The sequence below is a fragment of the Archangium sp. Cb G35 genome, from assembly GCF_001896145.1.
GTDB classification, from domain to species: Bacteria; Myxococcota; Myxococcia; order Myxococcales; family Myxococcaceae; genus Archangium; species Archangium violaceum.
Genome location: NZ_MPOI01000009.1, coordinates 221,970 through 245,637, shown reverse-complemented (window position 1 = coordinate 245,637; position 23,668 = coordinate 221,970). Strand labels below are relative to the sequence as shown.

Genomic DNA, 23,668 nt, shown 5'->3' with positions numbered 1-23,668 from the left:
TCCGCCGCGGAACCCACCAGCCGTCACCGCCGATACGTCCGGTGCCGGCCCACCACCGCCGCCAGTCCCATGGGCACGGCGAGCAGGGCCGGCACGGCGAACAACTGGCGGAAGGCGCCATGTCCGGCCAGCGGCGCGAAAACCCGCATCGCGGTGGCGCTGCCCAGGAAGAGCGCGCCGACGAAGAGCGCGACCACCAGCGCGCGTGCCGCGGGGACGACCTCGGTGGCCCAGACCTGCAGCATGGAGTGCATGAAGGCCATGGCTCCGCCCACCAGGATGCTGGCGGCCAGCACCCCCGCCACGCCCGGAGACAGCGCGGCCGAGCCATAGCCGGCCACCAACATGGTGGCACCGATGGCGATGAGGGCCGCCGGCGGCAGCCTGACGGCCCACTGCTTCACCACGCGCGTCCAGAGGAGGACGGCCCCCCCGTACGCCGCCACCACGAGTCCGGCGATGCCCGGGCGGTGTCCCGCCGTGACGAGCGCGGGCGCCAGGAAGCCCAGGAAGCCCAGCAGGGCGGCGCCCTCGACGAGCGCCAGCCCGATGATGGCCAGGGCCCAGGGTGTCCCCAGCACGGCGCGGATGCGGTGCCGCAAGCCTCCCCTGCCGGCACCGGGACAGTGGGGCAGGCGTGCGAGGACGACAGCCAGCACGCCCGCGAGCACCGCGGAGCCGAGGAAACCCACGCGCCAGCCCGCGTACGCCGCCGCCGCGCCCCCGGCGAGCGTGCCCATCGCGGAGCCCGCCGCATAGGAGGCGTTGAGGTCGGCGATGGCGCCCTGCCGCCGCTCCACGGGGAAGGTGTCCCCTACGTAGGTGATGGACGTCGGCATCACCGCCGCCACGGCACCACCGGCCAGCAGCCGCCCCAGCACCAGCGGCCCGAGCGAGGAGGCCGCCGCACAGAGGACGCCCGTGACAGCCGCGCCCAGCAGTCCCCACCGCACCACCGCGCCCCGGCCGATCCGGTCCGAGACCACGCTCCAGACGGGCTGCATGACGCCGTAGGCGAGGAGGTAGGCGCTGGCCATGCCCGCGGCCGCGGTCAGCGTCGTGCCCGTGTCCGTGGCGATGGACACCAGCATGGGGGCGAGCAGGAAGGTGTCGAAAGCCGCGGCGAAGACGGCGAACCGCAGCAGGCGGGTGCTCCGGTCAGCCATGGAGGACGCTCCTCGGCCAGAGGCTTCCTCCAGGCCGCTCGACCGCGCGGATCTCCCTCGGATGCGAGGTCCCAGCGGCGCGCCGGACGATCCCGCTCAAGAAGTGGCCGGGGCCCACCTCCAGGAGGGTGCGCGCCCGGCGGAGCAGCTCCGCGGCGAGGGGCTGCCACCTCACCTGTTGCGCCACCTGCCCGGCCAGCAGCACGCGGAGCCTCCGCGGATCCTCCTCCAGGGTGCCCGTCACCGAGGAGTAGAGGGGCAGGCGTGGCGGCAGGAAACAGAAGGAGTCGAGCACGTCGAGCACCTCCCGGCCCAGGTGCGCCACCAGGGGGCTGTGCCAGGGCCCCGACACCTCCACCTCGGACACCTGGGCGCCCAGGGCATGCACCCGTGCCTCCACCGCGCGGACGAACTCCGGGCGGCCGGAGACGGTGCCATGGTCCGGCGCGTTCAGTCCCGCCAACGCGAGCGCCTCCGGCGGGCCGTTGTCCGCCACCAGCGTTTCGAGCACGGACAGCGGCAGCCCGGCGATGGACACCATCCGGCCCGTGAGCGAGTCCGCTGCCCGCTGGAGGATACGGCCGCGCAGCACCGCCACCCGCAGCGTGTTCTCCTCGGTGAGCACCCCCGCGCGGCACAGCGCCACCACCTCGCCCGCGCTGTAGCCCGCCACGTACCGCGGCGGCCCCCTCAATGCGTACAACCGGTCCGCGTGCGCCAGGGAGAGCGCCACCAGCGCGGGCTCCAGCACTTCGGGGCGGCGGAGCTGCTCCGCGGGGCCTCGCATGCACAGCTGTCTCAGTGGCAGCCCCGAGAGCGCCTCGGCCCGCTCGAGGAGCTCCCGCGCCCTCGGCCACCGTGCCAGCAGCTCGCGCCCCATCCCCACGTACTGCGCCCCCTGGCCAGGGAAGAGCCAGGCCTCCCCCTCCGCCAGCGCGCCGTCACCCGCGCTCATGCGGCCGCTCCCTTGGTGGAGGCCTCCTGGGTACGTGCCAGCGCGGCCAGTGCCCTCGGGCCATCCACCCCGTACACCTCGAAGTCCGACGCCGGCTCGCAGTTGCGGCGCACCAGCCCCCGCAGCACCTTGCCAGGTCCCACCTCGAGGAAGGTACGCGTGCCCGCCGCCACCATCCCGGCCATCGTCCGCGTCCACAACACGGGCTCGGCCATCTGCGCCAGCACCTGGCCGGCGATGCGCTCCGGGTCGGACTCCCTCTCTCCGGTGGTGTTGAGGTAGAGCGGGACACGCGGCGGGCGGAAGTCGACCCGGCACAGGGCATCCAGGAAGCGCTCGCGCGCCTCGTTCATCAGGGGGCTGTGCCAGGGGCCGCTCACCCGGAGCATCACCGCCTGGCCTCCCTGGCGCGAGACCAACGAGGCCATGGCCTGGAGCGCCTCCACCTCTCCGGACAGCACCGTCTGCGTGGGAGCGTTGCAGTTGGCCACCCCCAGGCTGTACCGGCCCCTCAGCGAGTCCACCAACCCCTGGACGGCCGCCGTGGACATCCCTCCCACGGACAGCATGCCCCCCGGGTGGCGCAGCGCGGCCTCGTGCATCAGCCGTCCGCGAACGGTCACCAGGTAGAGGGTCTCCTCCTCCGTCAGGACGCCAGCGGCGCACAGGGCGGCGAGCTCGCCCAGGCTATGCCCCGCCACGCAGTCCGGCGCATGGCCCGAGTCCCTCAGCAACGCCAGGCAGCCCAGGGTGATGGCCGTCATCGCCGGCTGGAGCACGTCCGTGCGCTCCAACTCATCGCCCGGCCCCTGCCAGCAGAGCCGGGACAGGGGCAACCCGCTCACTTCCTCCGCCTGCTTCAGGATGCGCAGGGCCGGGGAAAAGGCACCGCACAGCTCCCGGCCCATTCCGATCAACTGCGAGCCCTGTCCCGGAAAGAGCCAGGCCGTCGGGGTGGAGTTCTTCGACGCATTCATCACGGCACCTCTTCCATTGTTCGAGGATGGGTCAGGAGAACGGCGGCGTTGTTGCCGCTGTCCGTGCCACCGGCGACCAGCACATGGCGGAAGGAGCCACGCACGGGCTCGTCCCGGACGAAGCACAGGGCCTCGGGGAGGGAGCCCGTGGAGGCCAGGGGCCAGGCCTCGCCCTGCTCCAGGCCGAGCACGGCGGCGGCCACGCTGAAGAGGCCACAGGTGGCCTCGGCCACGCCGGTATTGCCCATGACGCAGGCCACGGGGACGGGCTTGCCACCCAGCAGGCGCTGGAAGGCGAGGGCCTCGCGGCCGTCCTGGATGGGCACCCCGCGGCCATGGCCGTAGACGGCATCGAGGGACCCGGCGGAGACCCCCGCTTCCTCCAGGGCCAGCCGCATGGCCCGCTCCAACTGCCGCCCCTCCGGTTCCAGCCGCTGGAAGCCCCGGGCATCGGCCGTCTGCCCACTGCCCTGGAGACAGGCCCGGACGCGAACCTGGCGGGCCCGGGCGCTGGAGCTCCGCTCGAGGACGAGGGCCACGGCCCCCTCTCCCAGCACCAGCCCTCCGGCTCGGGGATCGTACGGGCGCAGCGCCTCCATGTCCGCATCCGCCAGCAGGCCGCAGCGCTCGTACAACCGCCGCACGTGGTCGACCAGGGCATCGGCGGCGACCACCACCACCGCATCCAGCGTGTCGCTGTCACGCAGCAGCTCGTGGGCATGCACCAGCGCGTGGAGACCACTGGTGGGGCCGTCCACCACGGTGGAGCTCATTCCCCGGAGCTGGAGGGACTGCGTCACCTGCCCGGCGATGGTGGAGAACACCGTGCCCGCGAAGTGCTTGGGACTGGCCTGCTCGATGCCTCCCGCCAGCAGCTCCTCGTAGAAGCGGCCCTGCGCCTCCGCCGGGCCGCGCGTCAGGCCCACCACCACGCCGATCCGCTCTCCGGGCACCTTGCCCTGGTGGAGCCCCGCGTCCTTCAACGCCAGCCCCGCGGCCACGGTGGCGTACTGGTTGAGCCGATCCATCCGGCGCGTCTCCACCGTGGGCAGCAGGCGCCTCGGCTGGAACTCCCGCACCGGCGCCGCCCACCGCGTGCCCTGCCCACCGTCCCGTGGCACGGGGACGATGCCACTGCGCCGCTGGCGCAGGCTCTCGGTGAACTCCTCCAGCGAGCACCCCACCGGGGAGATGACACCCAGCCCGGTGATGACCACGTCCTCGTGACGGCGCGGGAGCAGCACCCGGCCGGGCCGCACCTCGCCACCGGCCAACACACTGTTGACGCCCCCCAGGGCCGCCGAGTTGGACAGGAAGCAGCGCACGCTCGCCGGACGGACCTGATTGGGCACGTAGTCCAGGTCACACCCTGGCCGGGGCGCCGTCATGTTCATGGTGGGCGGGAGGAGCCCCTGGTTGCGGCACACCAACGAGGTGATGAACTCGAGGATGCCGGCGGCGCCCAGGGCGTGGCCCAGGAAGGACTTGCTGGAGCTGACCGGAGGAACGGCCGGGGCGCCCTCGTAGAGGCCCCGGATGGCCAGCGTCTCCGCGCTGTCGTTGTCCCGGGTGCCCGTGCCATGGGCGTTGATGTAGCCCACCTCCTCCCGGTCCAGCCCCGCGTCGGCCAGGGCCAGGACCATGGCGCGCTGGAGTCCCTCGCCGGTGGGGTGCGGAGCGGTGAGGTGGTGCGCGTCGCTGGTGGCACCGAAGCCCAGCAGCTCACCGTGCAGCCGCGCGCCCCGGGCCACCGCCTCCTCCAGACGCTCGAGCACCACGAAGCCAGCTCCCTCGCCCAGGGTGACGCCGAGCCCCTCACTGAAAGGCGAGCAGGGCCCCTCGGCCATGGCGCCCACGGAGAGGAAGCGCGCATAGGCCAGCAGCGAGAAGGCCTCGGCGCCGCCGGCGATGACCACGTCCGCCTTGCCATGGCGCAGCAGCTCGCAGGCGTAGCCGAGCGCGGTCGCGCTGGAAGCACAGGCATTGGAGACGGTGACGAGCGGCCCATTCACGCCCAGCAGACCCGCCACCGCCTCGGTCTGCGCGTACTGCGACGAGCGCAGCACCCGCCGGGCCTGCTCGGCGGATTCCCGCTGCTCCGGGTCGTTCAGGTGCTCCAACTGCCTGTCCAACCCTCCCACGCTCACGCCCATCACCAGCGCGGTCCGCTCCGCGGAAGCAGGCCTCCCGGAGTCCGCGAGGGCCTGGCGGGCGGCGATCACCGCGAACTGCGCCGTGCGCTCCAGCGTGCGTGCCTCCTCGGGCGTGAACCAGTCCCGAGGGTCGTGCCCGGCGATGCCACCCGCGTGGACGGTGCGGTGGGGCAGTGACGACTCGTAGCCGCGTTGGACGGTGATGCCACCGAGGCCCTTCTCGAGGTTCTCCAGCAGGGCCTCGGGGGAGGTCCCCAGGGGGCTGTAGATCCCCAGACCGGTGATGACCACCCGCTCGCGGGGGCGGACCTGCTCCGTACTGCGCGTGCTCATACGCGGTCTCCTTGGAGGTAGCTGTGTTCCTGGAAGCGGAGCCCCAGGCTGCGATTGGTGAGGAAGGGCGCGGACACCGCGAGGGCCTGGTAGGGCATGCCCGACGCGGTCAACGCGTGCTCGAGCCCCACGTACGCATAGGCCGGGTCCACCAGCGCGACGGCGATGGGCCGCTCGAGGGAATAGGAGAACTGGACGTTGGCCAGCGTCCCGATGCGCTGCCCGCGGTGTGTCACCGCCTCGCCGATGGCCGGCAGAGGGGCATCCCACGAGGGTCCTTCCGGCTCGAGCACGAGCCCGATGAGGCGCCGCTCCGGACCGGTGGCGAGCACGCGCTCGAGGGCCTCCCGGCCGAGGTAGTCACCCTTGTCGGTGCTCACCATCAGGCGGCAGTTGAGCTCCAGCGGATTGCGGGCCGCCGCGCCCTCCAGCGCCACGTTGAGGAGGCGGTTCTCCAGCCGGCAGATGTCCAGCACCTGCTGCCCGTAGGGCGTGAGATCGTAGGCCACCCCAGCGCTGGCCAGCGCGGCCTCCACCTCGCCGGCCCTGTCCGAGGGGACCTGCACCCAGTAGCCGAACTCGCCTGTCTTTCCGACGCGATGGAGCGTGACCGGTACGCCGGCGATCTCCTGGTCCGTCACGACCTCCAGGTCTCGGACACCGAGCACGGCCCTGCCCGCTACGTTCGCGAGCAGCTCCCAGGCGTACGGCCCATCCAGACTGAGGAGGGCGGAGCCGCTCGTCACGTCCTCGACGTCCACTCCAGCCCCACCGCACGTGTCATGGACGGTACGGGCGATCTCCCCGGCATCTCCCGGGCCGGTGATCACCCGGTAGCTGTCTTCACCCAGGTTCACCACGTAGGCATCGGTGAGGAGGGTGCCGTCCTCGCGGAGGATGAGGGTGTACGTCATCTTCCGGATGGGGAGGCGGGAGATGTCCCCCAACACCAGCCGGTTGACGGCGTCGAGCGCTCCCGGGCCGGAGAGCAGGAACTTGCCCATCCCAGGGTCACCGCGGATGCCGATGCCCTGGCGGAGCCGCGCGTACTGATCCTTCAGTCCTGTCTTCTGCATGGTGGTTTCCTCGAGCGCGAAAGGGATGGGTCAGGCGTGCACGCCGGAGCGCGAGGCCATGACGGTGTCGGCCAGCGTGTTGAAGGTCCGCATGGACTGGAGATCTCCCTCGCGGAGCTCGACGCCGAAGCGGGACTGCATGCAGAGGACGATCTCCATCACGTCGATGGAGTCGAGGTTGAGCCCCTCGCCAAAGAGGAAGGTGTCGTCGTCGAGGCAGGCCGGCTCCACGTCCAACTGGAGCCGATCCACCAGTTCTCCCTTGATGGTCTCGAGGACGGCCTTGCGTGCCTCGATATGGGCCTGGGTCTCCGGGTGCATCCGTTGCTCTCCTGGAGGGCGTCCGGTCGTCGCCGGGAGCAGCCCTCGTTCAGAATCTGATCAGGAAGAGCCGAACTGCCGATCCTGTGACGGGCCACGGCGGCGCCAGTGCACGTGGACAGCAAGCAAGCGCGAGGAGCCCACCCCGTCACCGCTCGGGGCGGGGCCCTCCTCTTCAATAGGAAACCCGACCCGGAAAAAGGAACCCCATGTCCATTGCCGCCGTCATCCGTCCCCCCTTCCTCCGGAAGAACCGCACCCGGGCGATCCAGATCATCGCCCGCTCCTTGTTCCGCGAGCTGAGGGCGCATGGCTACACGCCCCACCACGTCATCACCCTGAGCTCCGAGCTCATCCAGCTCGTCACCGACGTGTTGAAGGGCTCACCGCCCGAGCCGGAGAAGGTGCCAACGGATTCGAATGGCGGGGCTCACGCCTCGCGGACGTGAGTGGACGGAGCTCGCGTCCCTTGTGGCGGGATGCGTCTCCGGCTTGGCGACATTCAGGAGACGCCAAGGAGCAGGAAAGCACCGGGGCTGGAAACCGCTGAGCTCCCAGCAGCTTCCGGCCCCGATTGAAATGTCCCTGACGGGAGTCGACCCCGTCAGGGGCCGGAATCCACCCGGGCGTTGCCATGGAGGGCGCGCGGTCGTAAGACGGGGCCGTGTCCGAGTCCGATCCCCGGAAAGATCCCCGCTTCCGTCCCTTCCGCGCCGCCGCCTACGGCCTCTACATCGCCGTGGTGTCCGCCTTCTGCATCGCCGTCATCATCGGCGTCACGCGCTCGGTGCGGGCCATGACTCCGGCGAAGAAGCCCGCCGAGGAGCAGGTGCTCTCCTACCGGGAGTGCCTCGACGCGGCGGATTCGCTCTGGTCCCGGCTCGAGTCCGAGCGCGAGAAGCTGGTGCGCATCTCACCGGCCCGCGAGGTGGACAAGGAGTGGCTCGCGTTCCGCACCCACTGGCTGCAGGGCATGCGCGACACCGAGGCCCGGTGCGCGCTCGAGTCCCGCGACCGCGCCAACCTCAAGGAGGTCTTCCGCCGCCTGGAGGATGTGCAGGATCTCTACTCCATCCACGCCGTGCAGTACGCCGGCGAGGTGGGCGGCGTGGTGGACGCCCTGCGCGGCGCCTTCTCCACGGCTCGCAAGAACCCCGCCGCGGGCCGGCTGCCCTGAGCGGGGCTCCTCGCTACCCGCCCCGGTAGGGCCCCTTGGCGCCCTTGGCGGCCGGGGTGCCGTGCAGCCGCACGTGCAGCGTATCCGTCACCAGGTACCAGAACTGGACATTACCGAAGCTGAGGATGTCCCCGTCCTTGAGCGTGGTCTCGCGGGTGCCGAGCGTGCTGCCGTTGAGGAAGGTGCCGTTGGTGGAGCCGGTGTCCTGCACGGTGCAGCGCCCCTGGGGCTCGTTCCAGCGCAGCACGGCGTGGCGCTTGGACACCGAGGCGTCGTCGATGAACAGCTCGCAGTCCGGCAGCCGTCCCACGCTGAGCTCCTCCACGCGGGCCAGCGGGGGGAGGGTGGTGATGAGCAGGTCCTCGAACTCGAAGAGGAGCGAGAGCATGCCCTGTTCGATGGCGTCGGCGGAGGCCACGCGGGTGGGCTCGAGCGCGGCGGACGAGGGCCGTCCGGGGGCGCGCTGGATGAGGACGAAGGGGCCCAGCTGACGGCGGAAGGCCCCGGTGGACAGTGACGCGCCGAGCGCGCGCAATTCCTGGATGGACAGCACGGCGCGGCAGCATGCCAGAAGTCTGGCGGGACGGGCGGGCGGAAGATGCGCCGGAGCTGGTGCGGACGGCGGGTTTCGTTGACCGGCCAGTCAAACGTCCTTTACAGTTTCCCTTTCGGCCCGGGCGCCGCCATCGTTGAAAGGCGGTGGCTGGGGCCCCAGCGTTCACCTGTTGCCGTGGGAAGGAGTCGTGTCGATGAGTGGGAGCGGGAACATTCCGATGACCCCGTCGGGTCTGCGGAAGCTGAAGGCGGAGCTGAAGCACCTTCAGACCGTCGAGCGCGGGAAGATCTCCCGGGAGATCGAAGTGGCGCGCGCGCACGGGGACCTGCGGGAGAACGCCGAGTACCACGCGGCCAAGGAGAAGCAGTCCCACATCGAGGGGCGCATCCTGGACCTCAACGACTGGATCGCCCGGGCCGAGGTGATCGACCCGGCGAAGCTGGGCGGGGACAAGGTCGTGTTCGGTGCCACGGTGGACCTGCTGGACGTGGAGTCGGACAAGACGGTCACGTACCGGCTGGTGGGCGAGCTGGAGGCGGACCTGAAGAAGCGGTGGATCGCCGTGACGTCGCCGGTGGCCCGGGCGCTGATTGGCAAGAAGGTGGGCGACGTCGCCACCGTGCAGAGCCCCGGAGGCACCCGCGAGTACGAGGTCCAGGAGGTCCGCTTCGAGGACCCGCAGGAGGACGCGCCGGCGGAGGGCTGAAGACAGCTCGAGGCCAGGCGAGCGGGGGGGCGGGCGCGAGCTCGTTCCCCCGTGTCGTTCTGGTGGGCGGAGAGAAGGCCGCGCCTTAGGATGAAACGCTCGGATCCTGCCTGTGAACCATCCGCTGACCAGTCTCGTTGGACCGTTGCGTTACGCGTGCCGGAGTGACTTCGCCCATCTGTCGACGGTGAAGGACCTGCGGAGTCTGTTGGAGCGCGCGCTGGCGGGGGCGACGGGGGTGGACGGGGAGGCGTTGAAGCAGTTGAGGGCGGCGTTGCCGCACGTGGACCATCCGGCGCCGGAGCGGCGCAAGGAAGCGTTGAGGAGGGTCCTGGCGGGGCTGAAGCTGAGCGGGGTGCCACTCCCCGACGAGCTGGCCCAGGTCGCGAGCGCGGCGCCCCCAACGCCCGCCGGTGCCACCGCCTCCGCCACAATGCCCCCATCCCCCACCGTGCCCAACACCCCTCGCCCTCCGGGAGAGGGACGGGGTGAGGGTATCGAGTCCCCCAGGTTGAACCGCACCCCTCTCCCTCTGGGAGAGGGACGGGGTGAGGGTATCGAGTCCCCCAGGTTGAACCGCACCCCTCTCCCTCTGGGAGAGGGACGGGGTGAGGGTCGTCGCGAGCCCGTGCCCGAGTGGAAATCGCGAACCCCGGCGCCTCCGCCCCCGGGAACCCGGACCTCGACGGCCCAGACCGCCGCCGAGGGCACCCCGCCGCCACTCGCGCGCCGACCGGCCCCGGCCAGACCCGCCCCCCCCATCCTCGCGCGGAGCGCCACGAAGCCCGCGGCCCCCGCGCCGTCCGAGGCGCCCCCGGCTCCCGAGGAGAAACCCGCCGCGAAGCGCAAGAAGAAGAAGGCGGCGAAGGGACAGGAGGAGTCGCGAGCGGAGGCGAAGTTGCTGTCGATCGCGCCGCGCTCGGGCCCGTTGGCGATTCCGCTGAAGACGATGGGCAAGCGGTTGGGCCCGAGGCTGTTGGCGGCGCTGAACAAGAAGGGGCTGAAGCGGGTAGGGGACATCCTCTTCCTGCTGCCGCGCTGCTACGAGGATCGGCGCAAGCTGCAGACGATCGCCGAGCTGATGCCGGGCGAGCGCGGGGTGACGGTGGGCGTGGTGAAGATGGCGGACTTCGTGCCGAGCCGGACGGGCAAGCGCTACTTCCGGGCGGTGGTGGCGGACCGCTCGGGGAGCATCGCGGCGACGTACTTCAACGCGGGCCCGTGGCTGAAGGCGCGCTTCCCGGTGGGCAAGCGGCTGGTGCTGTCCGGCGAGGTGCGCGCGTCGCTGTCGGGGCGCGAGATGGCGCACCCGGAGATCGAGCCGGCGGAGGACCTGGAGATGTCCTCGGTGCACTTCAACCGCATCGTCCCGGTGTACCCGGGCTTCGAGCGGGGTGACCAGCGCATGTTCCGGGAGCTGGCCTCGGTGGTGAGCGAGTCCTACGCGCAGCACGTGGAGGAGCCGCTGCCCGAGGGACTGCGCCGGAAGCTGGAGCTGATGACGCTGACGGAGGCGCTCAAGTCCATCCACTTCCCGGCGGGGGACGCGGATACGGAGATGCTGGACCGGCACCTGAGCCCGGCGCACCGGCGGCTGGCGTTCGACGAACTCTTCTTCCTGCAGCTCGGCATGGGGCTGAAGCGGCAGGGGGTGAAGACGGAGAAGGGCATCACCTTCGACGTGTCGGCGCCGCGGCTGGAGAAGTCGCGAGGGGCATTGCCCTTCCAGCTCACGGGGGCGCAGAAGAAGGTCATCGAGGAGATCGCCCAGGACATGGGCGCGGCCGAGCCGATGAACCGGCTGGTGCAGGGCGACGTGGGCTCGGGGAAGACGGCGGTGGCGGTGGTGGCGGCGCTGGTGGCGTTGCAGGACGGCTACCAGGTAGCGGTGATGGCGCCCACGGAGATCCTCGCAGAGCAGCACGAGCGCACGTTCCGCAAGCTGCTGGAGCCCCTGGGCTACAAGGTGGGGCTGTTGAGCGCGGCGGGGACGGCGAAGCGCAAGCGCGAGGTGCGCGAGGCGGTGGCGCGAGGAGAGATCCACCTGGCGGTGGGCACGCACGCGCTCATCCAGCAGGACGTGGGCTTCGAGAAGCTGGGCTTCGTCGTCATCGACGAGCAGCACCGCTTCGGCGTGTTGCAGCGGCACACGCTCATGAGCAAGGGCGTGTCGCCGGACGTGCTGGTGATGACGGCCACGCCCATTCCGCGCACGCTGGCGATGACGCTGTACGGGGACCTGGACGTATCCGTCATCGACGAGCTGCCGCCGGGGCGCACGCCGGTGAAGACGCGCGTCTTCAACGACAAGCAGCGGGCGCGTGTGTACGAGGCGGTGGCGTCCGAGGTGCAGAAAGGCCACCAGGCCTACGTGGTGTACCCGCTGGTGGAGGAGTCGGAGAAGCTGGACCTGGAGGACGCCACGCGCGGCGCGGACAAGCTGCGCCAGGTGTTTCCCGGCGTGGAGGTGGGGTTGCTCCACGGGCGGATGAAGCCCGAGGAGAAGGACCTCGTCATGGACGCCTTCCGGGCCGGCACCATCCAGGTGCTCGTGTGCACCACGGTGGTGGAGGTGGGCGTGGACGTGCCCAACGCCTCGGTGATGGTCATCGAGTCCGCGGAGCGCTTCGGCCTGTCGCAGCTGCACCAGCTGCGCGGCCGGGTGGGGCGCGGAGCGGCGGTGAGCTTCTGCTACCTCGTGGCCAACCTCGCGCGCTCCTCCATGGACTCCTCGGAGCGGCTCGGGGTGATGGAGCACAGCAGTGACGGCTTCGTCATCGCGCAGAAGGACCTGGAGATCCGCGGCCCGGGCGAGTTCCTCGGCACGCGGCAGAGCGGCCTGCCGGAGCTGGCGGTGGCCAACCTCGCGCGCGATGGAGATCTGCTGTCGCTGGCGCAGCAGGAGGCGCGGCGCATCCTCGCGAGGGATCCGAAGCTCGCCGCACCCGAGCACCAGGCGCTGGTGAAGGCGCTCGAGGAGCGCTGGGAGGGGCGGCTGTCCCTCGCGCGCGTGGGCTGAGCGGGGGCTGAAAAAGAAGAGGGGTGGCCCGGAGGCCACCCCTCGTTCAACAGGGCCTGGGGCCCGCGGTCACACTACCCGCGGCCGAAGACACGGCGGCGCGAGAAGAGCAGGCCGGCGCCGAGCAGCAGCATCGACACCATGGAGCTCTGGCCGGAGCCGCCCGTGCTGGAGCAGCCCATGCCACCCTCATCCTGCGCCTTCGGCACGTCCACCGTCACCTGGTTCGTGGCGGACGTCTTGCCATCGGACACCGTCAGCTCGAAGACGAGCGTGGCGCCATCCTTGGACTTCGGCGACACGAAGCTGGTGACCGCGCCATCCGTCGAGGAGAGCGTGACGGACGGACCGGACACCTGCGTCCACTGGTAGGTGAGCGTGTTGCCGTCCGGATCCGTGGAGCCGGTGCCATCGAGCGTGATGGTGTCACCCGCCACGCTGCCGCCGGAGCTCTTCCGGGCCAGCGCCGTGGGCGTACGGTTGACGTCCGTCACCGTGACCAGGGCCGTGACGGCCTCGCTCTCGGCGCCATCCGCGTCCTTCGCGATCAGGCTGAAGGTCACCAGGGTCTCACCCAGCACTTCGGGCGCGGTGAAGCTCAGCGTGGCGGTGTCGGCACCCGACAGCTCCACGCGCGGGCCACCCGTCTGCACCCACCGGTAGCTGAGCGCGTCGTCGTCGGCGTCCGTACCCTCGGCCGTGAGCGTGACGCTGCTCCGCTCCTCCACCGTCACCTCGTTGATCCCCTTGACCACGGGGTGACGGTTGGACTTCTTGATGGTCACCGTGACCATGTCCTCACCCACCAGCTCGTTGGTCTGGGCGAGCAGGAGGAACACCAGCTCCGTGTCCTCCTTCACGTCCGGGGCGGTGAAGGTCGTCTCGAGCGCGCCATCATCCTTCAGCGCCACCTCCGGGCCACTCAGCTGGAACCAGAGGGACCCGAGTACGAGGTCCCCGTCCGGATCCGTCACGGAGCCCGAGAGGGTCACGGTGCTGCGGCTGGCGGCCTCGAAGTCCGCACCCGCCTCCACCACGGGATCGTGATCCGTGATCACATAGACGGTGACGTTGGCCGGGGCGCCGTTCTCCTTGCCGTCGTTGACCACGAGCTGGAAGACGAACGTCTCGCTGTTGGCCACGCGGGGCGTGAAGGTGGGCTTGGCCGTGTTGGCGCCCGTGAGCGTCACGGGGGGGCCGGACAGCTGGGTCCACGTGTAGGTGAGGGCGTCACCATCCGGGTCGAAGCTGCCGCTGCCATCGAGCTGCACCGTCGTGTACACCTTCGCACCCGTGGACGGGTTCACGGTGAAGTTGGCCACGGCCTGCGGGCCCTTGCCCGAGTTGGCCACCGGGCGGCGGTTGCACACGAGGGTGGAGGGATCAACGGGACCCTCGAGGGCCTCGCGGACGGGGCCGCCGAAGGGCAGCTGGCTGGCATCGATGCCGGCGAACTGCAGGTCGTCCACGTCCAGGCCGTGCGCGCCCACGCCCGGATCGGAGCCGATCCGGAAGCGGAACTGCACGGGCTTGCCAGCGAACATGCGGCCGAAGTCCAGCTCCGCCTCATCGAACTCGGGGAAGGCCGCGCTCAGGCCGGTGTAGCCGGGCACTCCGTCGAGCGGGTTGGAGAGGCTGCCATCGCCGATGTAGTCGGTGTAGCCCGGGTCCACGCCGTAGTCGAAGACGTTGTGCCACTCGAGGCCATCGGTGGTGAACTCCACCACGGCGCCGTCGAAGCCGGGGGGAGCGCCGCCGTTGTCGGTCTCGAAGGAGTGGCGGTACTTGAAGCGGAAGATGAAGTCCGCGTCGGCACCCGCCTTCACCCACGGAGAGGTGAGGGCGATGTCGGCGGTGAAGGGCAGGTCACGGCCGTTCCAGAAGCGGTTGCCGTTCTCCACCACGCGCTGCCAGGGCTGGGTCGGGCCGGAGCCGTTGACGGACGAGGTCCACGTGGTCGCCTGGCCCTCCACCGTGTCCAGGGCGCTGGTGCCCACGGACTCGTCGGTGTTGACGAGGCCGTTGTAGTGCACCGGCCGCAGCGCGTCCGGGAGCGAGGGCTCATCGAGCGCCAGGGTGATGCCCGCGCGGGGCTCGGTGCCGGTGGTGCTCACGAGCTGGAGCTGCAGCTTCCGGGTCACCGTCTGTCCGGGCGCCAGGGCCGGGAAGGCGATCGTGTTGCCCGCGGGCGTCGCGAACGTGGCGGTGGAGCCGGTGGTGGCGAGCGTGGCGTTGAAGGCGCTGGTGTTGCCCTCGCCCACGTTGCGCAGGGTGACGGTGAGGTTGCCCGTCTCGCCCACGTCCAGCACGCCGTCCTGGTCACACCCGGTGACGTTGTCGTCCAGCTTGACGCTCACGACCTCCAGGTTGTTGCCGGTCTGGTAGCTCTCCACGACGCCGATGAAGTCCTGGGAGTCGCGGTCCGGCGCCTTGGCGCCGAAGCCCATGCCGCGCCTGGCGAAGGCATTGACGAAGCGCGTGTAGTCCGCGGGATCCGACGCCTTGGCCACCGACAGGAGGGCGTCACGCGCCTCGATGTAGGTGGGGCTCGACGGGGTGGCCTTGTAGGCGGCCACCAGGTACTGCTTCATCCGGTTCTCCGCCTCCGCGAAGGGGTAGGCGTTGAGCAGCGAGACGTAGCACTCCCACAGCATGGTGGTCCAAACCTCGCCACCGTTGTGGACCTCGGAGTTGGCCCGGCCGTCGTGGCCGAACGCCAGCGCGTTCGTCTCCGGCAGCGGGTTGCCGTTGGCGATGTGCTTGAAGGTGAGGGCGTTCTTGCTGAACGAGGTGGAGTACGGGATGCGGCGGATGCCGTAGTAGGCACCGGGCACGCCGGGGCCGCTGGTGACGTAGGCGGACACCGAGTAGACGCCCTGGAAGAGCTCGTTGCCGGCAATCGTCCGGTCCGACTCGCGCACCTGCATCATCAGGGCGTGGAAGTCGCCCCAGCCCTCGCCCATCGCGCCGCCCTGGTAGTTGACCAGGCCGTTGGCGTCGCCGATGAGGCGGTTGCTGATGTAGTGACCCCACTCGTGGGCGACGATGGCGCTGTCCAGCGTACCGTCGCGGGCCGCGCCGGGCTTGAACTTCACCAGGCTCACGTTGACGGGGCCCCCCGCGAGCGCCGACTTGATGGCGGCGCCATCCGTCTGCAGCACGGCCACCACCGGGATGGTGATGCTGGCGTCCTCACCGATGGGGGTGATGCCGCCGGGCGCGTTGTTGGCGAGGATCACACCCGCGGCGCCCGCGAGCTGCGCGTTCTTGGCCTTGATGGTGAAGGAGCAGGTGCCGCGATCCATCAGGGCGATCTTGCCAGTGATCTCCGCCGCGTTGGTGAAGGCGGCCGTGCTGCAGCCGTCGGTCACCGTCCCATGGCGCGCGACCACCACGTCCTGGGTGAGGTTGTACTCCTGCGAGCCGAACTGGGCGGCGTAGCCGGTGACCTTCAGGCTCGTGGGGGTGTTGACGTCCACGCTGAAGCGCGAGACCGGGTTGAACACGTACATCTGCATCCGCGGCGGTGCGCCGTCCGCGGGAGTGGACATGTTCGCGTTGTCGGTGCTGCCGTAGTCCTGGGCCTCGGCGCGCATCCGGTCGCCCTCGACACCGCCGCGGCCGAAGTTGTAGGCCTGCGCGTTGCCGGAGGCCTCGTCGAAGCCGGCGGCGTAGAACGAGTCGTGCAGCCAGTTGGTGACGTAGAAGAGGTTCGTCACCGCCGCCTGGCGCTGGGTGGCGTTGAAGCTGGGCGCCTGGGTCAGGTCGTATACGTAGTCGAAGCCCGGATCGGAGGCCTCGCCCGTGAGGACCGCGCGCACGTCGTTGGTGCCGGGCTGGAAGCCGTCCGGCGCCACCAGGTCGGCGTAGGCGTCCACGTTGTTGCCCACCGTCTCGGTGGAGCCCGCGGGGAGCCACGGATCATTGCCGGGCAGGCTGGAGATAACGATGCTGTTGGGCAGCCGGTCCAGCGGCACGTCCACGCCATCCGGAACACCGGGCCGGTAGGGCGTGGTGTCGGTGCCGTGCGGGCCGTCATGCGGGGTATAGGGCGCCGTCGAGTCCGCCCACACCTTGTAGCGGTAGCTGGTGCTCCCGGAGTGCGCGGACAGGTTGTTGCGCATCAGCAGCGAGCCGTCCACCGCCGACACCACGAAGGAGTGGTAGTCCGAGCCCGTGCCGTTGCGGGCGCCGGAGTTCACCTCCACGTACCAGGCCGGCACCAGGCCGTCCGGCATCGTGTAGTAGACCTGCTTGGCGCGGGCGGGCACCACCAGGGCGTGGGTGAGGACGGGGGCGGAGCTCGCGTCCAGCTCGTAGTGCGAGTAGGGCCCGTTCACCTTGCCGGTGGACACGAAACCACGCGCCGGCATGGAAATACCGGTCTGGTCCTGGAAGGCGATGGCGATGGCCTGCTCGGCGGGGAGCCTGAAGGCGTTGGCCGCGCCGAGGCTGGCCTGGCGGGCCGACTGCGCGGGCGCCAGGTAGCCGGAGACGGCCACCAGGTCGAGGTTGCGGTCCATGATGACCTTCACCTCGTTGCGGAAGACCTCGATGCCGTCCACCTTCTGGCCGAAGCGGGCGATGACGGGGCCCTTGCCGGTCTGGTGCACCGACTTGAGCACCGCGGCGGACACGTCCTCGGAGCCCACGCGGTACAGGTCCGCCACCGACTGCAGGTGCGCGCGAGCGGCCTGGTCCGGCTTGCGGGCGCCCAGCGCCTTGCTCATGCTCGTCGTGGAGCCCGAGACCTCACGGGTGCTCCATACGAAGCTCGGGACTCCGAGCCGATCCTCCATCTGAGAAACACGCAGGCCGCGCGTCCGGAGAGCGTCGTCCTTGGCGGCGAGAGCCATCTCCTCCTGGCGAGCCAGGAAGGCGTCGAAATTTCCTCGAGTCGCGGCCAGGGCACTTCCGCTCGCGAGGGGCGTGAGCAACAAGCTGGCCCACAACGTTTGCCTCAAACGCATGCAGCCTCCATCTGAAACTGGGGGGGTTCCCGGTCTCCACATCCCCTACTGAACGAGCCAGGGTCCGGGAGGTCGCATGATAGTCGCAATTTCGACAGGTCGTTCAAGCACCCCCCAATCGCTGGCGCGTCTTCCGCGAAGCGGGCAATGGAGTTGCATGAGGCCGAAGCACCGGATTCCCGGCGCGATTTACATGGATGGCTGAGCTTCGCGGTTTCCTGTGCGCGCGTTTCTCAATTTCGAGAGAAACGATTGATCAGATTGGCGAGCGCCATCACCAGTTCGATGGGATCCACGGGCTTGGGCACGTACACGTGGAAGCCCGCGCTCAGGGCACGCGTGCGATCCTCCAACCGCGTATAGGCGGTGAGGGCGGCGGCGGGCACCTGGCCTCCTCGCGCTGGGGGCAGGGCGCGCACCTGGCGGATGAGCGTGTACCCATCCGCGTCCGGCATGCCGATGTCCGAGACGAGCAGATCCGGCGGGGCCCGCTGCAACTGCTCGAGCGCCTCGGCCGCGCTGGAGGCGGAGGACACCTCCGCGCCGCGTTCCTCCAGCAGCGCGCGCAGCAGCTCGCGGATGCCCTGCTCGTCATCCACCACCAGCACGCGCACGCCGGAGAGATCCGGCAGGTACGCGGCCAGCGAGGGATCCGGAAGCATCGACGCGATGCCTGGAGGCGCGCCCTCCGCGCCGCGCGCCGCGATCAGGGGCAGGCGCAAGGTGAAGGTGGAGCCGCGGCCCTCGCCCTCGCTGTGGGCCTGGACGGTGCCGCCATGCAGCTCCACCAGGTGGCGCACGATGGCCAGTCCCAGCCCCAGGCCTCCGTAACGGCGGGCGGAGCCTCCCTCGGCCTGCCGGAAGCGCTCGAAGACATGGGGCAGGAAGGCGGGATCGATGCCTTTGCCCGAGTCGGTCACCTGCAGTTCCACGTGCTCCTCCACGCACCGCAGCCGGGCCGACACCTTGCCTCCATCGGGCGTGAACTTGATGGCGTTGGTGAGCAGGTTCCACGCCACCTGCTGCAGCCGCTGGGCATCTCCCTGGACGGGGCCCACCCCGGACTCCAACTGGGGCTCGAGCTGGATGTTGCGGGCGGCCGCCACCGGGCGCACCGCTTCCAGCGCCGCCTCCACCACGGGCGCCAGCTTCACCGGCTGCATCTCCAGGCGCAGCCTCCCGGCGACGATGCGCGAGATGTCCAGCAGATCATCGACGATCTGCGCCTGGGCCCTGGCGCTGCGCTCCACCGTTTCCAGGGCGCGCATCTGCTTCTCCGGGGTGAGCGTGTTGGTGCGCAGGATGCTGGTCCAGCCGAGGATGGCCGTGAGCGGGGTGCGCAGCTCGTGCGAGACGGTGGCGAGGAAGTCGTCCTTGGCGTGGTTGGCCTCCTCGGCCCGATCGCGCTCCTGGCGCACCTGCTCGAACGCCTGGCGCGCGCGTTGCCGCGCGGTGATGTCCGCCGTCACGTCCCGGAGCAGGACGAGCACTCCCTCTCCGGAGGGGAACACCCGGGCCTCCAGCCAGACCCCGAGGGAAGCGAAGTACTCCTCCGCGGTGACGGCCGTGCTTTCCGCGAGCGCGCGGTGGCAGGCCCGGTGGAGCTCCGTCTCCTCCAACCCGGGCAGCTCCGCCCAGAGCCGTCGGCCGAGCAGCAGGTGCCGGGAGCGGCCCAGGATGCGCTCGGCGCTGGCGTTGACGTAGGTGGGCCGCCCCTGGACGTCGAGTGCGAGCACTCCGTCCGTGACGACCTCGAGGTGCTGCTCGAGTCGCGGCGGCGCGTGGCCGTGCGTGTCCGTCAGGGGAATCATGAAGGAGATCGTGACAGGTCGAACTCCCGCTTGCCTGCTCCTGCCTGTGGCGGCTCCGGGCCAACGCCCGGCAGTGAACGGGGTAAGTGGGGATTCTCAGGTCGCGAGACCGCCAGCGTTGGGCGCCCCACGCTTGCCTGCCCTGCTACGGGCGAGGCGCCTCTGGCTTGTGCCCGCGGAGCCTCGCCGTTATCTGGGGCGGCGTGTCGGAGCCAAAGGAAGTCCAGCCCCGGTGGGAAGGGCTGGTGTTCGTCTGCCGCAAGTGCATGAAGCGCGCGGGGGCGGAGGACGTGCGGAGCACGCTCAAGGAGGAGCTGGGCCGGGGCGTGCGCGTGGTGCGCAGCAGCTGCCTGAAGCTGTGCCCCAAGGGCCGCGTCACCGTGGTGGTGGGCAGCGGCGAGGGCATGCGCTGCCTGCTCGTCGATCCCGAGGAGGACGCGGACTCGCTCGTCCGCGCCGTCTCCCGTGCGCTCGGCCGTCCGCCGGAGTGACTACGGGATCACGCCCGCCTGCCGCAGCAGGGTGGAGAGATCGTAGAAGGCCTGGTAATGGCAGATGCGGCCGTCGCGGAACTCCCAGCGGTCCACGCCGGTGATGGACATGCGCTTGCCGGTCGGCTGGGCGCCGTTGGGCAGCGGGCCGGTCATCGTCCCCGACAGCCGCCAGTGGAACATCACCGACTTGCCGTCCGCGGCGAGGTAGGGCGGATCCATGATGTCGCAGGTCAGGTCCGGGAAGGCGGTGAAGGAGCCCTCCAGCAGCATCATCGCCGTGGCACTGCCCTTGCCGGGCTGCGGCAGCATGGGGTCCGCCCAGTGCACGTCCTCGGTGATCAGCGCCTGGAGCGGGTTCGAGGCGGACTCCTTCTTCGTCCATGCGGCGGCGTAGCGGCGCGCGAACTCGTTGATGAATTCCTGGGTGATTGCGGCCATGCGAGAAGGCTCCTCGGCTGTTAGATGGGGGTCCGGAGCCTGTCAGTTCGCTGTTCAACCTGCCAAGGACGCGGCGAGTACAGTGGTGCCCCCGCTCCGGGAAGGATGTGGCACAACGCCACGGTCCCGGAACGCCACGATCCCAGGGGGGTCCCCAGGGTTGTGGCGGGACGCTACAGTTCGAGTCTGGCTGGATTCGTGGAACTCCAAGAGAAGGAGCGTTGGCATGTCCGTCGCAGTGGGATCCCCCGACATGATCAATCGGGTGGAGACGTTGAAGAGGGACCACGGCCGGTTGCGCGTGCTCCTCAGCGCGTGCGACGGAGCGGGCCCGTTGGAGCTGCCGGGTCTGTTGCGGCAACTCAATGATGTCTTCGTTCCCCACCAGCGGGCGAAGGAGCAGCTCTACGAGGTGGTGGTGGCGAGCTGCCAGGAGTCGAAGGACGCGACCTCGCTCACGCTGCTCAACATCTTCCGCACCAACCTGACGGTGATGTCCAACGCGGTGCTCGGCTTCTTCTCGCACGTGGACTCGGATCCGGAGCGGCTCCGCCAGCGCTTCCGGACGGTGTCCGCCGCGCTGCGCTCCCTGATGGAGACCGAGGAGAAGTCCGTCTTTCCCCTGTGCCTGCGCCAGCAGACGCGCATGAAGCAGCCCGCCCAGGCGCTGCGTATCCAGACCCTCTCCTCGCCGTCGTGGCAGGCAGGTGGCCGATGAGCTTCGTGCCGCCCAAGGACATGTCGGTGCTCGACAACGCCGAGCGGATGTCCTCCTTCGACGCCCCGCTGCTCGATTCCTCGCCGGATCCGGAGCTCCAGGCGCTCGTGACCGAGGCCACCGCGTTGACGGGCTTCCCCATCGGGCTGGTGAGCCTGGTGGTGCGGAAGATCCAGTTCTTCCGGGCACAGGTGGGGCTGCCGCCGGATCTCTCCGCGACGCTCGCCACCGATCGCTGCACGTCCTTCTGCCAGTTCGTGGTGGCCCGGGGTGGGCCCCTGGAGATCGAGGACACCTCGCGCGAGCCCGGCCTGCCCAGGGATCTGGTGGAGCGCTACGGCATCCGGGCCTACGTGGGCTTCCCGTTGAAGGTGCGGGGGCAGACAGTGGGCTCCTTCTGCGTCATCGGCGCGCAGCCCGCGCGGCTGACGGCCGAGGTGCTGACGAAGCTGGAGCAACTGGCCGGGCGCGCCAGCGCTCGTCTGGAGACGCTGGCATGCCAGACGCCGGCCCCGGCGTCCGGCTCCGAGGCCGAGGAGAAGGCCCGGAACGCGTGGCTGGCCGTCGCCGAGGCCCAGCCGTTGCTGAGCCTCAGTGAGCGTTTCGCCGACGGGCAGATGTCGTTCGAGGAGTTCCAGCGCAGCCTCGGAGCCCTGGCGGGGCTCACGGACCCGTCGTCCGACTGACCCTCGTCCGGGCCGCCCGCGCTATGCTGCGGGCGGAGACCGAGGGGGCGCATGAATCTTCCAAGAGAGCTGGTCGAGGCGGTGCGCAGACACCAGGTGGTTCCCTTCGTGGGCGCCGGTGTGAGCATGGGGGTGAAGCGGGGGCTGTTTCCCTCGTGGAAGCAGCTTCTGGAAGGGCTCGCGGAGCGGCTGGAGCAGGAGGCGCTTCCGGAGCCGGTGGTCGCCGAGGTGCGGAAGTGCATCGCAGGGGGCGACTTCCTCACGGCGGCGGAGCTGGGCTTCAAGGAGATGGGGGCCTTCCGCTTCAACCGCTTCCTGCGCGAGCGGCTGCGCGTGCACCCGCCGGCCGACGCGGAGCTCTCGGTGGTGCGGGCGCTCTGGGGCCTGCGGCCCGAGGTGATGCTCACGACCAACTACGATGACGTCCTGCTGTGGGGCCAGGAGGGCGCGGAGCCCATCTCCAATGATCAGGACGACGAGCTGCACCTGATGGACGCGGAGGCCTCGCCGGACGCGCCGCGGCTCTGGTACCTGCACGGCACCATCCACCGGCTCTCGACGCTCATCCTCGGTGGGGCCGACTACGCGCGGCTCTACGGGGATGGGACCCAGCAGCATGGACGCTACTCGCACTACACGAACGCGCTGGTCCGGCTGCGCGAGTGGATCCGGGCCAGACCCTTCCTCTACGTGGGCTTCAGCTTCAGTGATCCCTACGTGCTCAAGCAGATAGAGCACGTGCTGGGCATCACGAAGGGACGGCACGTGCCGAGCTTCGCGCTGATGAAGAAGGGAAGCATCGAGCGCGGCGCGCTGTGGCCCCGCTACAACATCCAGCTCATCGAGTACGAGGATCACGGTCCTCCGCTGGCGGCCTGCCTGAACGCGCTGTCACGGGCGGCTTTCGGCGAGCCATCCGCGCCGCCGGGGAAGGTCCGTCCCGCGACGGGCATACCCGCGCCCGCGCCCGCTTCCATCAACAGGGGGCCCGCGATGGGGCCCGCGGCCGCATCGGACGACGCCTCCGTGCTCGAGCTCCTCACGTTCCGGTCCGGAGAGCCTCGCGCTTCTCCCGCACAACCGGCGCCCGCTGCCCCGCCGCGGCCCACTCCCGTTCCACTGGAGTCAGCTCCCATCCCGTTGGATCCGCCGCACGTTCCGCGGGAGGCGCTGGAGCATGTGTACACGCACATCCTCCGGCACCGGCACCGGCTGGTGCTGTTCGCCCCCGAGGACGGCGGAGAGGAGTCGATCGCGCGCCGCGTGGCACGGCAGTACGGGGAGCGGGTCTCCTGGCTGGAGCCGCCGAACGTGCCGGACTGCACGGAAGCCGACTACTGCCGGGCCCTCGCGGAAGACAATCGCGTCACGAGCTTCGACGCCCTGGTGGAGCACCTGCGCCAGCGGGCCGAGGGCCTCGGACGGGAGCACCTGTTCGTCCTGCGCTACGAGTGGGGGCCGTTGGGGCACCTGGACACGCTCGGCAAGCATCTGCGGCGGTTGATGGAGGCGCCGTCGAAGGTGGAGTTGCACCTGCTGGTGGCGGGAGGAGGGGCGCGGGGCGGGTGGCTGCTGCACAACGTGTCGAAGTCCTCCGTGTTCTCGGACGCGGTGAAGCGCGAGGTGCCCGACTTCACGGTGGACGAGGTGTGGCAGTTGCTCGACGCGGCGAACCTGGATGGGGAGCGGTGGGCCCGGGATGTCCACGAGGCCACGGGCGGTCATCCGGGCCTGCTCGAGGAGATCCTGGCCGGGGCGGGGGCGCTCGACCGGAAGTCGGTGACGGAGAGACTGGCGCGCAGCCCGTGGCTGCGAGGCGCGCTCCAGGAGCGGCTGCGTGAGGACGAACGCAACGGCGCCTCGGGGAAGCGGAGCTGCCGCTTCGTTCTGGAGGAGTTGCTCGCGGGCCGGCCCGTGAACGCGCTCGAACCGCTGGACTACCACCTCGAGCAACCGGAGGTGCGGCTGTACTTCGCCGGGCTGGTGCGCGGTGACGAGGAAGGGAGGACCGTGCTGCGGTGCCGGGCGGTGGAGCTCGCCGCGAGGGACGAGCTGGCGCGCAGGGACGGGCGGTCGTGAAGAGAGGGCCGGTGCTCCAGGGAGACACCGGCC

The 23,668-nt window shown here is 70.3% G+C and carries 18 protein-coding genes; 8 read left to right on the top strand and 10 right to left on the bottom strand.

Annotation, left to right across the window (positions count from 1 at the left end; genetic code table 11):
- Window positions 1-23: 23 nt before the first annotated feature.
- The 6 genes from BO221_RS27240 to BO221_RS27215 are packed head-to-tail and all read right to left on the bottom strand — an operon-like array spanning window position 24 to window position 6,981.
- A complete protein-coding gene (locus BO221_RS27240; protein ID WP_073563447.1) occupies window positions 24-1,166 on the bottom strand; it encodes an MFS transporter in 1,143 nt (380 codons plus the stop codon).
- Window positions 1,159-2,121 (bottom strand): ACP S-malonyltransferase, encoded by a 963-nt coding sequence (locus BO221_RS27235; protein WP_073563446.1) that lies wholly within the window; start codon window positions 2,119-2,121, stop codon window positions 1,159-1,161. Before BO221_RS27235 ends, BO221_RS27240 begins: the two co-directional genes overlap by 8 nt.
- Window positions 2,118-3,098: an ACP S-malonyltransferase gene (locus BO221_RS27230; RefSeq protein WP_073563445.1), complete on the bottom strand. Its 981-nt coding sequence runs from the start codon at window positions 3,096-3,098 to the stop codon at window positions 2,118-2,120. The genes BO221_RS27235 and BO221_RS27230 overlap by 4 nt, the downstream gene beginning before the upstream one ends.
- A complete protein-coding gene (locus BO221_RS27225; RefSeq protein ID WP_073563444.1) occupies window positions 3,098-5,584 on the bottom strand; it encodes a beta-ketoacyl synthase in 2,487 nt (828 codons plus the stop codon). Before BO221_RS27225 ends, BO221_RS27230 begins: the two co-directional genes overlap by 1 nt.
- Window positions 5,581-6,660: an aminomethyltransferase family protein gene (locus BO221_RS27220; protein ID WP_073563443.1), complete on the bottom strand. Its 1,080-nt coding sequence runs from the start codon at window positions 6,658-6,660 to the stop codon at window positions 5,581-5,583. The genes BO221_RS27225 and BO221_RS27220 overlap by 4 nt, the downstream gene beginning before the upstream one ends.
- A 30-nt stretch (window positions 6,661-6,690) precedes the next feature.
- Window positions 6,691-6,981, bottom strand: coding sequence for a phosphopantetheine-binding protein (locus BO221_RS27215; protein WP_073563442.1), 291 nt, complete (start codon window positions 6,979-6,981; stop codon window positions 6,691-6,693).
- 209 nt (window positions 6,982-7,190) lie between these two features.
- On the opposite strand from BO221_RS27215, the gene BO221_RS27210 reads away from it, so the two are divergent.
- The gene (locus BO221_RS27210; RefSeq protein WP_073563441.1) at window positions 7,191-7,430 is read left to right on the top strand and encodes a hypothetical protein; all 240 of its coding nucleotides are present in this window, start codon (window positions 7,191-7,193) and stop codon (window positions 7,428-7,430) included.
- Window positions 7,431-7,645: 215 nt separating this feature from the next.
- The gene (locus tag BO221_RS27205) at window positions 7,646-8,158 is read left to right on the top strand and encodes a hypothetical protein (RefSeq protein ID WP_073563440.1); all 513 of its coding nucleotides are present in this window, start codon (window positions 7,646-7,648) and stop codon (window positions 8,156-8,158) included.
- A 13-nt stretch (window positions 8,159-8,171) separates the two neighbouring features.
- On the opposite strand, the gene BO221_RS27200 is transcribed toward BO221_RS27205, so the two are convergent.
- On the bottom strand, window positions 8,172-8,711 hold the full coding sequence (locus tag BO221_RS27200; RefSeq protein ID WP_073563439.1) for an FHA domain-containing protein: 540 nt from the start codon (window positions 8,709-8,711) through the stop codon (window positions 8,172-8,174).
- A gap of 196 nt (window positions 8,712-8,907) precedes the next feature.
- Here BO221_RS27200 and greA point away from each other — a divergent pair, with 196 nt between their 5' ends.
- Both greA and recG read left to right on the top strand, forming a co-directional pair.
- Window positions 8,908-9,420 carry a transcription elongation factor GreA gene (gene greA, locus BO221_RS27195; RefSeq protein WP_073563438.1) on the top strand — a complete coding sequence of 171 codons (513 nt, stop codon included), beginning with the start codon at window positions 8,908-8,910 and terminating at the stop codon, window positions 9,418-9,420.
- A 112-nt stretch (window positions 9,421-9,532) separates the two neighbouring features.
- Window positions 9,533-12,439, top strand: coding sequence for an ATP-dependent DNA helicase RecG (gene recG, locus BO221_RS27190; protein WP_083681414.1), 2,907 nt, complete (start codon window positions 9,533-9,535; stop codon window positions 12,437-12,439).
- Between the two features lie 74 nt (window positions 12,440-12,513).
- On the opposite strand, the gene BO221_RS27185 is transcribed toward recG, so the two are convergent.
- Together BO221_RS27185 and BO221_RS27180 are read right to left on the bottom strand one after the other, a co-directional pair.
- Window positions 12,514-17,409 (bottom strand): myxosortase-dependent M36 family metallopeptidase, encoded by a 4,896-nt coding sequence (locus BO221_RS27185; RefSeq protein WP_073563437.1) that lies wholly within the window; start codon window positions 17,407-17,409, stop codon window positions 12,514-12,516.
- A 233-nt stretch (window positions 17,410-17,642) separates the two neighbouring features.
- Entirely contained in the window at window positions 17,643-19,220 is a 1,578-nt protein-coding gene (locus tag BO221_RS27180; protein WP_073563436.1) for an ATP-binding protein, read from the bottom strand.
- A 203-nt stretch (window positions 19,221-19,423) separates the two neighbouring features.
- On the opposite strand from BO221_RS27180, the gene BO221_RS27175 reads away from it, so the two are divergent.
- The gene (locus BO221_RS27175) at window positions 19,424-19,711 is read left to right on the top strand and encodes a (2Fe-2S) ferredoxin domain-containing protein (protein WP_073563435.1); all 288 of its coding nucleotides are present in this window, start codon (window positions 19,424-19,426) and stop codon (window positions 19,709-19,711) included.
- Here the strand turns inward: BO221_RS27175 and BO221_RS27170 are convergent, their stop codons facing one another.
- Window positions 19,712-20,152 carry an ester cyclase gene (locus tag BO221_RS27170; protein WP_073563434.1) on the bottom strand — a complete coding sequence of 147 codons (441 nt, stop codon included), beginning with the start codon at window positions 20,150-20,152 and terminating at the stop codon, window positions 19,712-19,714. It abuts the gene before it with no gap.
- A gap of 226 nt (window positions 20,153-20,378) precedes the next feature.
- Between BO221_RS27170 and BO221_RS27165 the strand changes: the two genes are divergently transcribed.
- The 3 genes from BO221_RS27165 to BO221_RS27155 are packed head-to-tail and all read left to right on the top strand — an operon-like array spanning window position 20,379 to window position 23,635.
- Window positions 20,379-20,870, top strand: a complete 492-nt coding sequence (locus tag BO221_RS27165; protein ID WP_143195709.1) for a hemerythrin domain-containing protein — start codon at window positions 20,379-20,381, stop codon at window positions 20,868-20,870.
- Window positions 20,867-21,556: a GAF domain-containing protein gene (locus BO221_RS27160; protein WP_073563432.1), complete on the top strand. Its 690-nt coding sequence runs from the start codon at window positions 20,867-20,869 to the stop codon at window positions 21,554-21,556. Before BO221_RS27165 ends, BO221_RS27160 begins: the two co-directional genes overlap by 4 nt.
- A 51-nt stretch (window positions 21,557-21,607) precedes the next feature.
- Window positions 21,608-23,635 carry an SIR2 family protein gene (locus tag BO221_RS27155; RefSeq protein ID WP_073563431.1) on the top strand — a complete coding sequence of 676 codons (2,028 nt, stop codon included), beginning with the start codon at window positions 21,608-21,610 and terminating at the stop codon, window positions 23,633-23,635.
- The last annotated feature ends 33 nt before the right edge of the window (window positions 23,636-23,668 follow it).